Here is an 11,299-nt window from a genome sequence, read left to right on the forward strand (position 1 = left end):
TTAAGAGGATAAAACTTAAGATTGAAGGCTATAAAAGAAATATTCTGCCTTAACTGTAGCTTCTACAGGTAAATATATAAATTAACTTAAGGAGGAAAATATGCATTTACCAGATGGTTTTGTTGATCCCAAAATAGCTGCAGGGCTTGGAGTTTTTGCAGCAACAGTACTAGCTTATGCAGTAGAAAAAGTTCATCAGGCAGTAACTAAATTGGAACAGGTTCCGGTTTTAGCTGCACTAGGAAATGGGGTTGTTAATATTTCAGGAAAAGTTAGAAGAGTGTTAAGTCAGTATGGCAGAAATTATATGTCAAAACTGGGCTTAGTTACTTCCATGATATTTGCAGCTCAAATGTTTAATTTCCCAATAAGCTCTGGAACATCTGGACACTTGATTGGAGGATTTTATGCAGCGGTCATATTAGGTCCATGGGGCGGCTCCATAGCTATTACGTTAGTTCTGTTAATTCAAGCTGTTTTTTATGCTGATGGTGGCCTGGCAGTATTGGGAGCAAATATTGTTAATATGGCAATAGTTGCATCTATTGGAGGGTACTTTCTTTATAGATACTTAAACAAGTGGGTTCCAGAAAATTTCACGATTATGTTTGTTGCATGGCTGTCAGTTGTTGCAGCTTCTTTTGCCTGTGCGCTGGAGATGGGATTATCTGAAACATTTAATATAGGAGAAGTATTACTACAGATGTCTAAAGTACATATGATTATCGGAATAGGAGAAGCAGTTATAACAGTGCTTCTGATTACTATAACTAAAAAGCTTTTGCACGAGGAGGAGTAAGCCATGAAAAAAGGAGCTTATGCATTTCTATTATTGGTGCTAATTATTGTATTACTTGCTTCTTTATTTGCCTCTGGTAAGCCAGACGGATTGGAATTTATTGCTGAGCAGCTGGGATTTATCCACAAAGGAGTAGAGAGTAAGTCCCTGTTAACAGATTATACTTTTTCTCCTATTAAAACAGAGGCTACTTCAACAATGTTTGCAGGTATCTTGGGAATATTATTGTGCTTAGGAACTATTAAACTATATACAACCCTTTATAGAGAGAGGAAATAAGCCAATCTTAACCCCTTTATAATACTCCAGATTAATGTAGAATCGAACTACATTGATCTGGAGTTTTTTATATGGAAAGAGCTCTAATAATATTTTTTAATGACAGCTTGCTAATTACTGGGAAGTAATAAAAACTAGGTATTGAAGTCTGTTTAAAGTTTAAAAGCCTCTATATAGATCTACATACCGATAATCAATTGGAGTTGAGCTCGTTGTATTGCTGGATCACACTTCTATAGAAGAGGTAGATAAAATTAGGAATAAAGTATACTGTGACCACAGACAAAACAAAATCAAAGGAATTCTTGTAGGGAGCTACCAAGTAAAGGTTACCTATATAGTAAAACAGAGCAATTCTCGCCATCCACATTATATACCTCATAGTAATCCCTCCCTTATAGATAAATTCCTTTAATAAAATTATACTCTATAAAAAATATTTTGCCTTTAGATAAGCTGTCTACACTACAGGCACTTTTATCAATAATTTCGAATTTGTGAAATATTATTTTTTCAAAAATACTAGGACTTTCCAATTTAAATAAAAAATTCTCATCTTTCTATCTTATAAGTGTTTTTATCACAGCTTTTAAGAATTTCACTATGAAATTTCCTGTCAATTTTCAATCTAAAAATTCCAATTATGTGTCCCAAAAAAATATTTTAAATTTATAATCGGAACTCAGTTTTGATATAGTTTACTTTTTGTTTGCTCTAATTTAAATAGAAAAGTAATTATTTAAGTTATTTAAGTGAGGAACCGGTATATAACTTAGATAGTGATTAATTTATTTAAATAACTAATTTAAATATTTCACTAAATATCAAAAGAAAAAAATATTTTATATAATCTTTCTATAGATAAAAGCCTGGAATCTTACGGAAGATTCTAGTGAAAACAATAATTTAAAATGGAGGAATAGGGCGAATGAGCTTAGGAGAGATTTTACAGGGTATATTAAGCAATGACAAGATTACAGGGGCAATTGCTTCATCGATTTTAATCATCTTATTTGGTTACTACTTAAGAAAGAGAGAGGTACTGACAAAGGAAACATCAAAGATGCTTTCAACTGTTATTTTATCGGTATCACTACCGGCACTGGCATTTAAAGCATTTATGCAGGATATCAATCAGGAAAGTCTGGCACAGGGAATAAACCTTCTAATCTGGGGTTTTGCAATCTATATAATACTGATTCTGATAACGAAGATAATCTATGTAAAATATGAGGGGGACAAGCAGTCTGTACTTAGGGTGCTGACGGTATTTGGTTCAACTACATTCTTTGGTATACCTATCATTGCAGCAGTATATGGTACAGAGGGAGTTATGTATGCTTCTATCTTTAACATTGCTTACAGAGTATTCCTGTATTCATATGGTTACGTAAAGATGGCAGGACTTAAGATGGATAAGGAAAATGTTAAAAAGATGATCCTAAACCCTATAGTACTGGCTACATTTTTCGGTATGTTTATCTGGGTATTCCAGGGATCACTACCACAGGTTATAGTTGGAGACAAAGCCTATGCATTCCTGAGACTGGATAAAACAGCTTACTGGCTATATAAGCCTATGACCTACCTGGGAGCTCTCTGCTCACCGCTGGCATGGATCTCTATAGGTGCTAAGCTTGCTGATATATCGTTAAAGGAAGCTTTTACTTCAGTAGATTCATGGTTCTACAGCCTGGTAAAGGTTATATTTGTTCCACTAGTTAATATAGTAGCTCTATACCTGCTTACAGTAAGCGGAATACTTCCTATTTCCTTTGTAGCCCTTGCTACTGTAGTGATCATGATGGCTACTCCTACAGCAACTGTTGCAGCTGCATATGCTATCAAGTTTGACAGGGAAGCACTGCTTACTTCAAATGGATCACTACTATCAACGGTGCTATGTGTTGTATGTATGCCTTTCTGGATAATAGTATTGGAAGTAATAAAATCATTGAATATATTTGCATAGGATTAGGAGGAGTTTGAGATGTCAGTAAACTTAGTATGTTATGGTGTAAGAGATGTAGAAACAGAGTACTTCAACAGGTTAAATAAATATGATTTTAAAACTACATATGTAAAGGACCTTTTAACCACTGAAAACCTTCATATGATAGAGGGAAATGAGGCAGTGATGCTTAGAGGAAACTGCCCTGCTAACGAGGAAAATATAAGGGTAATGGCAGACTACGGTGTAAAATACCTCCTTACGAGAACTGTGGGATACAACCACATCGATCTGGAGGCAGCAAAGAAGCACGGTATGAAGGTAGCCAGAGTACCTGGATACTCTCCCAATGCAATTGCTGAACTGGCTCTTACCCTGGCTATGATGCTCCTTAGAAACACAGCATATACTGTGCATAAAACAAGGAGGCAGGACTTTACAGCTGATGCACAGATGTTCAGTCCTGAAATCAGAAGGTGTACAGTGGGAATAGTTGGAACGGGAAAGATTGGATTAACTGCTGCCAGGCTATTTAAGGGGCTAGGAGCAAGAGTGATCGCTTACGATCTCTATCCAAGTGAGGAGGGAGCTCAGGTTGTAGAGTATATGTCACTGGATGAGGTTATAGCCCAGTCCGATGTATTATCTATACACTGCCCATACTTCAAGGATTCAAACCACTATATGATAGATGATGATTTCATAGCTAAGATGAAGCCAGGTGCTATCCTTATAAATACAGCAAGGGGAGAGCTCCATGATGTAGAGGCTATAATAAGAGGACTGGAGTCAGGAAAGATTGGAGGATTCGGTACCGACGTACTGGAGGGAGAGCAGAAGGTATTCTTTAAGGACCTGAGAGACCAGGAGCTGGAAGATAAAAATATCGAAAAACTTGTAAAGATGTTTCCCAAGGTAATAATTACTCCTCACATCGGTTCATATACAGATGAAGCTCTTGTAAATATGGTAGAAATATCGTATGATAATCTAAATGATATCCTTATAAATGGTAGAAGTGAAAACGAACTTTAATAGATAAGGCTGCTGAAAATTCAGCAGCTTTTATTTTATAAAGAGATTAGAGAATAAAAGAGATTAATCTATGTGGTTATTAAAGGAGATGATCCAAGGTGAGGGGAAAGTTTGAGAAGAAAGTAATAATATGGGCGATGCTTACTGCCTTCATACCACTATTACTGTCCTATGGGATCTTTATATATGACAAGATCAGTTCAACAGATGAGAGAATCAAGCAGACCCTCTACAGGATGGCGGTAAATGTCAGTAAAACTCCCTTCATTCAGAAAAAACTAAGTGAGGGTAGGATAGGAGGGGAGATACAGGAGTATGCAGGCAGCCTTGTGGAGCAGCTGGATGATGTGGATATAATAGTAGTAGCCGATATGAGAGGGGTAAAATACTCCCATCTGGATGAGGAGCAGATAGGAGATGTCTTTGTCAATGAAGATAAGTGGCCTGTCTTAAGGGAGGGAAAAGCCTATTACTCAACATTTAAGGGGTCTCAGGGAGTTACTACAAGGAGATTTGAACCCATCTACCTGGATGGCAAACAGGTTGGTTTTGTTATGATAGGTAAGTATTACAGCGAGCTGAAGCTCCTAAATAAGAGGACAACAGCTATATATCTCCTTCTATTTACTGGGGTACTTTTAATTACCTGGCTGCTGGCTGGAATCTTTGCAAAGGGGGTTAAGACAAAGATGCTGGGTCTCGAACCAGAGGAGATAGCCAGACTCTATCGTGAAAAGCTGGTTATACTGAATAATATTAGTGAGGGAATAATCGCTTTAGATGATCTGGGAGGAATCAGAGAGGTAAATGCTGCATACAATAAATTATTTTCAGGCCTCCCTCCAGAAGATTTCATCAATTATGTAAAAACTCACATCACTAAGAGAGAGGTTATTCCCATGAAGGAGATGATTGTTGCAGGAAGGAGAGTTTTTGTAAGCATCCATCCCCTGGTGAAGGAGAGTGTCTACCTGGGTTCTGTTATAACTCTCAACAGCAGTGATCAGATAGACGAGGTGGCAGAGGAGATTACAGGGGTTCACCAGATAATACAGGGAATGAGGGCCAATATACATGAGTTTAAAAACAGACTCCATGTAATACTTGGACTGATGGAGCTTGAGAGGTACGACATGGCAAAGAAGTACCTTATAGAGGTAAAAGATACGGAAGCTGGTGACGACAAGAAGTTCAGGGGAATAGAGGACTACTATATACGTGGAATGCTCATGGGAAAAGCCGGGATCGCCAAGGAGCAGAGGATAAACTTCAGAATAAAGGAAGGGTCCCTTCTCAGAGAAAAACATGGTATCATATCCTATAATGACCTAATCACTATTATAGGAAACCTCATTGAAAATGCATTTGAGGCTTTTTCCCACAGTGGTCAGCAGGGAAAAGTTGTAGAACTACATGTAGTGGAAGATGATAAGCGGATCAGTATCTCCTTATTTGATAACGCTCAGCAAATTCCCCCTGAGATCAGGGAAGATATCTTTAAGAGAGGGATATCCTCTAAGGGAGAGGGAAGGGGAACTGGTCTATACCTGGTAATGAACAGGGTGGAGTTATATAAAGGAAGCATAGATATAGAGGAAACATCTGAGGGAAAAAGATTTTGTGTAGGGCTTTTGAAGGGAGACAGGAATGATTAAAAGGGTATTGATAGTTGAAGATGATCCTATGGTAGCTATGATAAATAGAAGTTATGTGGAGATGGTAGAGGGATTTCAGGTTGTGTCAACTGCTGTAAACCAGCAGGAAGTTCTTGAGGCACTAAAAAAAGAAGATATAGATCTCATCATACTGGATGTCTTCCTTCCAGAGGGGGATGGTTTAACAATCCTCAGAAATATAAGGGAGAGGGGATACCTCGTTGACGTGATAATGGTAACAGCAGCCAATACCATAGAGGATGTAAAGAAGGCAATGGCTTACGGGGTTGTGGATTATCTGGTAAAGCCCTTTGAAGCAGCGAGATTTAAAGAAGCTCTAAATAAGTATAGGATGAAGCATGAAATTCTTAAAGAAAATAACATCAGCCAGAGGGAGCTGGACACCTATTACAGGGATCTTCAAAGTGAAGGAGAAGACCTGCCCAAGGGACTTCATGAGAAGACTCTGAAAAGAGTAATCGAGCTTATCTCCAGAGAAGTCGGAAGGGTGTGGACGCTCAGAGAGATCTCAAGGGAACTCAGTGTAAGTAACGTTACAATTAAAAAATACATGGATTACTTGGAGGAGATGAAGAGGGTAAGGGTTACCACTACCCACGGAAATGTGGGAAGACCAGAATACAACTACCAGTTTATCAGCTAGAGATCCCTGAAAGAAGGAGTATTCCTAGGAAAAATCGATTAAATACAAAATATCTATCAACAAGATCCTATGAATAATTTAAACCAATATAAAAACCTTTCATTTAAAGGGCCCTTTCACAGAGGGTCCTTTATTGCTATACCAAAAAAAAAGAATATTATCCCATTTAAAGTATACTAATATTAGTGATCTTATTGGTATATTAGGAATTAAATTGATATCTTGAAGTGGGAAGGGAGCAGAGATGAAGGAGAATATAAAGGCTAAATATGGTATTGTAACAGCATTTGCACTGGTTATGGGTACAGTTATCGGAGTGGGGATTTTTTTCAGGGCTCCAGCCATGACAGCCCTTACTGGAGGAGACTTTAATGCAGTTTTAACAGCATGGGTAGTAGGAATTTTAATGGTTGTAGCAGCTGCAATAGTAATAGCTGAAATATCCTCTATGGATACAGACACCGGGGGGGTACAGTCCTTTCTAGAGAGGAGCTGGAGCAAAAGGATCGGGTTCGGAGCTGGATTTACCCAGACCTTCCTCTACCTCCCTGCAAACCTGGCACTGATCTCCTGGTTTGTTGCAGGACAGTTTTATGTGGCCCTTCTTGGAAGGGGAGGAAGCGGTATAGAGCAGATTATCCTGGCAGTTGTACTGGTAACCACTAGCTTCTTAATAAATATCTACCAGCCAAAGCTTGGAGGGGCCATCCAGGTGGGATCAACCTTTATCAAGATCATTCCCCTACTGCTTGTGGGAATCTTTGGAATTATATTTTCAGGAGACCCCATTACAAGTGTAGGTGGAAATATGGCAGCTGTAACAGAAGCTTCTGGACAGGATTTTATCACAAAGGTGGCAGCAGCCCTGGCACCGGCACTCTTTGCTCTGGAGGGTTGGATCTTCCTTGGAATTGTTTCAAAGGAGGTTAAAAACCCAGAGAAAAATGTTCCCAGAGCCATAGCTGGGGGACTGATTCTTGTGGCACTCTTCTACCTTCTCTTTACCTTTGGGGTATTCAAAGTGGCCACAGCAGAGGCCCTGGGGTCTGGAGGAGCAGACAGCGCCAGTATTGTAGTAAGGTTATTTGGCTCAAGTGCAGGAAGACTATTAAATATAGCCATCCTCATATCTGCCCTGGGAGTGCTTAACTCCTTTACCCTGGCATATGTGAGAGCTCCCTATGCTCTGGCAGAGAGAAGGGATTTCCCCATGGCTGAAAAACTTAGAAAAGTTGATATAAAAACAGACACCCCTATATTTTCCGGGTTTACTGCTCTCATCATCTCTCTCCTCTATATGGGAGGGGGAGTGGTTATCGGGGGAGTAGAGGGAATAGAGGGGGTTTTAGGAATGCTGGCTGATATTACGATATTGATCTTCTACGTATACTACTCCATAACTATTCTAGGGGTACTGAAGCTCAGAAGAACTGAACCAGAGGCAGTAAGGGAGTTTAGAGCACCTATGGTAAAGCTTCTGTCTGCCATAGCGATAGCAGGAACTATCTTTGGAGGCTACGGTTTGTTTGCAGCCTACGCAAAAACAAATCTGCCGGTACTGATCTTCTACATCCTCTTCTCCCTAACTGGCTTCATTATCTATACAGCTTCCAAGGACTTTGAGCCTGCATAGTTATAGTATCAAATAAAAAAAAAGGAGCATGCTGCTCCTTCTTTTTTTATTCTAAAAGTTGAAAATAGAACCCTCTAACTTTTCCTGATCTCCTCCCTATACTCAAAGAGCTTTTCCATGGATACTATAACTATGGACCTTCTCCTCACCTCTATAAGCCCCAGAGCCTTCAACTTTTTTAGGAGGTTGGTTACCCCCACCCTGGATACATTTATATTGTTTCCTATATCCCCGTGGGTATACCCCTCTACTTCCACGTTTCTCTCCCTCTCTGGATACCTGGACCTTGCAAGCCTCAGAAGAAACTCCACTATCCTCTCCTCGCTGGAATAAAACCTGTTGTAGGTCACCTGATAGAGGGCGATATTGTACTTCCTTGTCATACTGTGGATAAAATGGGAGTAGATACTGCTGTTCTTTTCCAGGATCCTTTCTACCCTCCTCTTAGGTATCCTCCAAAGCTCCGTTTCCTCTAAAAAATGTAGCAGATAGTTCTGCCCTACTCCCGAAAGGATCTCAAATTCTCCCAGGATCTCCCCTGGAGAAAGGTTGTATATGAGCTGCTCCTCTCCCCCTGAATCATTGAGGGATATATTTACCCTCCCCCTCTTATAGGTCTCTACCTTTCCTGTGGGTCCCACCTCCCTCAAAAAGAACCCTCTCATCCTGTTCTGCTTTTCCTCATCAAATACACTTCTATACTCTGTATTCATAGACTCTCCCCCCTGATTTTATAGAAGATACCACAGATGGTGACGAAATTCAACTTTTTCATGGTATCTATTACCTTCATGGAGAGCAATAAAAAGGAGCGTGACGCTCCACCCTTTCTAACCTCATGTAACTGTTTTTTATCAAGGTCAATAACTTATAATTCTATACTTTCCTTAATAATAAAAAAGCACCGGATTGCTCCGGTGCCCTGAGGTTTCTCTATTTACTTAACCCCTCTCTTTACCATCTCTTCCACTACAAAGGTAGCCACATCATCTGCATACTTTCCAGGTCCGAATCCTGCATCATATCCTAGCTCCTTAGCCAGTTCATGGGTGATTCTTGCTCCCCCTGCAATTAGTATTACCTTGTCTCTGATTCCCTCAGCCTCAAGAAGCTCTACCAGGTGAGTAAGGTTTTGGATGTGTACATCCTTCTGAGTTACAGTCTGAGATACCAGAAGTGCATCGGCCTTTAGCTCTATTGCCTTCTTTACAAACTCCTCGTTGGCAACCTGAGATCCCAGGTTGTATGCCTCTACTCCCTTGTATCTCTCAAGTCCGTAGTGACCAGCGTATCCCTTCATATTCATTACAGCATCTATACCAACAGTGTGAGCATCTGTACCAGTACTTGCTCCAACGATTACTACATCTCTCTTGATATTTTCATCGATGAACTCCTCTACCCCATGCATATCCATAGTTTCCACATCCACTGTTTCCACGTGGATATCCTCATAGTTTACATGGTGTAACAGGTTTCCATATACTACATAGAATGAAAACTCCTTATCCAGAGCCTCATAGTGGGATACAGCGGGATTATTAAGTCCCATCTGCTTTGCAAGCTGGATAGCAGCCTCTGCTCCCCTCTCACAAGCCTTTACAGGAAGAGTAAGACTCACCTGCACCTTACCGTCATTCATTGTATCTCCATATGGTCTCAGCTTAGTGAGATCCAGTGTTTTATCGAAATCCTTAGATTCAGTAGAATATAATCCTCCAGACATTAGTTCATACCTCCGTGCATTAACTTGATAAATGGATTGAAGTAAGCCTCTTCCTTCTTAAATACTCCAGAAAGTCCTTTTCCTCCATCTGCAGGTCTCTTGATACCTGCAAAGATTCCCTTTTCAAGGGTAGTGAAGATTCCCTCTCCCTCGATAACCTCAAGAAGATCCGTTGCTTTATTTAGTACTTCCTCAGCTCTGTTTGTGATGATTCCATTTGGCTTGTATGTAATCTCATCTCCCAGATCCTTCATATTGTTGAAGATATATCTTGCATTTTCAATTGAAAGGGCTCTGTCAGACATAAGCGGTGTATGGATCGCCTCGGTCATCATTCCCAGCAGGTGAAGCTTCTGACCAGTCATGATAGTTACCATGTTAAATAGGGCATCCTGTACATGTCCCTTAAATATATTTCCAGTCATGAACTTTGTAGGCGGCATATACTTAAGTGGCGCCTTAGGGAAGATCTCCCTTGCCATCTGAGCCTGAGAAAGCTCTAACAGGAATCCGTTTTCTACATTTGGATCGATCTCAAATGCGTGTCCTAGTCCCATCTGCTCCTCTGGAAGTCCTGCAAATAGTGCAAACTGCTCATTGATAAACTGAGATGCAAGTACTGTGTGAGCTTCCTCTACAGCATCTGCAGTTGTCAGGTAGTTATCCTCACCTGTATTTATAATTACACCAGCAAATCCATTGATGATTCTTGAGAAGTACTGGTCTACCATAGTTCTCTTCATATTGATATCTCTAAATAGGATTCCGTAGAGAGCGTCGTTTAGCATTACATCCAGTCTTTCGAAGGCTCCCATAGCTGCGATCTCTGGCATACATAGTCCAGAACAGTAGTTACACAGTCTTATATATCTTCCTTCCTCTTCTCCTACCTTGTCCAGAGCTTCCCTCATTATCTTGAAGTTCTCCTGAGTGGCCATAGTTCCACCGAATCCCTCTGTAGTAGCACCATATGGTACAAAGTCAAGAAGGGACTGACCTGTAGTTCTGATTACTGCGATTACGTCTGCTCCCTGCTTTGCTGCAGCCACTGCCTGAGTTACATCCTCATAGATGTTTCCAGTAGCTACGATAACATATAGGTATGGTCCTGATTTATCTCCGTGAGTATCCAGGAATGACTCCCTCTTCTCTCTGTTTACTCTTATCTTCTCTACATTTTCCACAGCAACCTTGTCTATAGCAAGCTTGATCTCAAAGGCATCGTGCCAGTTGATCTTAGTTAGGTCAAGCTCCTTCTTTGCCACTGCCTCAGCTACCTCCTGAGGAGACATTCCAGTCTCTACCATGGCATTACCTATATACTGAGCTGCTCCCAGACCGATATTTCCCTTTTCACTTATGTGGTCCACAACTACGTTTGGTAGTGGTACCTCAAACTCATCTATTCCGTCTATTCCAAGCAGTCTACAGATAGTTCTTTCCACTGATACTGTTGTGTGCAGGTCTATAAAGTTCTGTGCATCCACAGCTATATTTTTTGCTGATTCACGGGCTTTCGCCACTCTGTCCCAGTTTAGATTTAATTTTCCTTGCATC

At 40.3% G+C, this 11,299-nt stretch carries 11 protein-coding genes; 7 read left to right on the forward strand and 4 right to left on the reverse strand.

What is annotated here, in order from left to right:
• Positions 1-100: 100 nt before the first annotated feature.
• Together QMG11_RS04405 and QMG11_RS04410 are read left to right on the forward strand one after the other, a co-directional pair.
• Positions 101-799 (forward strand): energy-coupling factor ABC transporter permease, encoded by a 699-nt coding sequence (locus QMG11_RS04405; protein WP_281833770.1) that lies wholly within the window; start codon positions 101-103, stop codon positions 797-799.
• A gap of 3 nt (positions 800-802) precedes the next feature.
• Complete coding sequence (locus QMG11_RS04410) at positions 803-1,078, forward strand: PDGLE domain-containing protein (protein ID WP_281833772.1); 276 nt, start codon at positions 803-805, stop codon at positions 1,076-1,078.
• A gap of 193 nt (positions 1,079-1,271) precedes the next feature.
• Here the strand turns inward: QMG11_RS04410 and QMG11_RS04415 are convergent, their stop codons facing one another.
• A complete protein-coding gene (locus QMG11_RS04415; RefSeq protein WP_281833774.1) occupies positions 1,272-1,460 on the reverse strand; it encodes a hypothetical protein in 189 nt (62 codons plus the stop codon).
• A 546-nt stretch (positions 1,461-2,006) separates the two neighbouring features.
• Between QMG11_RS04415 and QMG11_RS04420 the strand changes: the two genes are divergently transcribed.
• From QMG11_RS04420 to QMG11_RS04440, 5 genes are all read left to right on the forward strand, one after another.
• Positions 2,007-3,050 carry an AEC family transporter gene (locus QMG11_RS04420; RefSeq protein ID WP_281833775.1) on the forward strand — a complete coding sequence of 348 codons (1,044 nt, stop codon included), beginning with the start codon at positions 2,007-2,009 and terminating at the stop codon, positions 3,048-3,050.
• An 18-nt stretch (positions 3,051-3,068) separates the two neighbouring features.
• Positions 3,069-4,064, forward strand: a complete 996-nt coding sequence (locus tag QMG11_RS04425) for an NAD(P)-dependent oxidoreductase (RefSeq protein WP_281833777.1) — start codon at positions 3,069-3,071, stop codon at positions 4,062-4,064.
• 98 nt (positions 4,065-4,162) lie between these two features.
• Positions 4,163-5,719 carry an ATP-binding protein gene (locus QMG11_RS04430; RefSeq protein ID WP_281833779.1) on the forward strand — a complete coding sequence of 519 codons (1,557 nt, stop codon included), beginning with the start codon at positions 4,163-4,165 and terminating at the stop codon, positions 5,717-5,719.
• A complete protein-coding gene (locus tag QMG11_RS04435) occupies positions 5,712-6,383 on the forward strand; it encodes a response regulator (protein WP_281833781.1) in 672 nt (223 codons plus the stop codon). The genes QMG11_RS04430 and QMG11_RS04435 overlap by 8 nt, the downstream gene beginning before the upstream one ends.
• A gap of 244 nt (positions 6,384-6,627) precedes the next feature.
• Positions 6,628-8,016 carry an APC family permease gene (locus QMG11_RS04440; RefSeq protein WP_281833782.1) on the forward strand — a complete coding sequence of 463 codons (1,389 nt, stop codon included), beginning with the start codon at positions 6,628-6,630 and terminating at the stop codon, positions 8,014-8,016.
• A 74-nt stretch (positions 8,017-8,090) separates the two neighbouring features.
• On the opposite strand, the gene QMG11_RS04445 is transcribed toward QMG11_RS04440, so the two are convergent.
• The 3 genes from QMG11_RS04445 to kamD form a co-directional block, all read right to left on the reverse strand.
• Positions 8,091-8,729, reverse strand: coding sequence for a Crp/Fnr family transcriptional regulator (locus tag QMG11_RS04445; RefSeq protein WP_281833784.1), 639 nt, complete (start codon positions 8,727-8,729; stop codon positions 8,091-8,093).
• Between the two features lie 224 nt (positions 8,730-8,953).
• The gene (gene kamE / locus QMG11_RS04450; protein ID WP_281833786.1) at positions 8,954-9,742 is read right to left on the reverse strand and encodes a lysine 5,6-aminomutase subunit beta; all 789 of its coding nucleotides are present in this window, start codon (positions 9,740-9,742) and stop codon (positions 8,954-8,956) included.
• The gene (gene kamD, locus QMG11_RS04455; RefSeq protein WP_281833787.1) at positions 9,742-11,298 is read right to left on the reverse strand and encodes a lysine 5,6-aminomutase subunit alpha; all 1,557 of its coding nucleotides are present in this window, start codon (positions 11,296-11,298) and stop codon (positions 9,742-9,744) included. Before kamD ends, kamE begins: the two co-directional genes overlap by 1 nt.
• Between the last annotated feature and the right edge of the window lies 1 nt (position 11,299).

It is taken from the genome of Propionigenium maris DSM 9537 (assembly GCF_027925155.1).
GTDB classification, from domain to species: Bacteria; Fusobacteriota; Fusobacteriia; order Fusobacteriales; family Fusobacteriaceae; genus Propionigenium; species Propionigenium maris.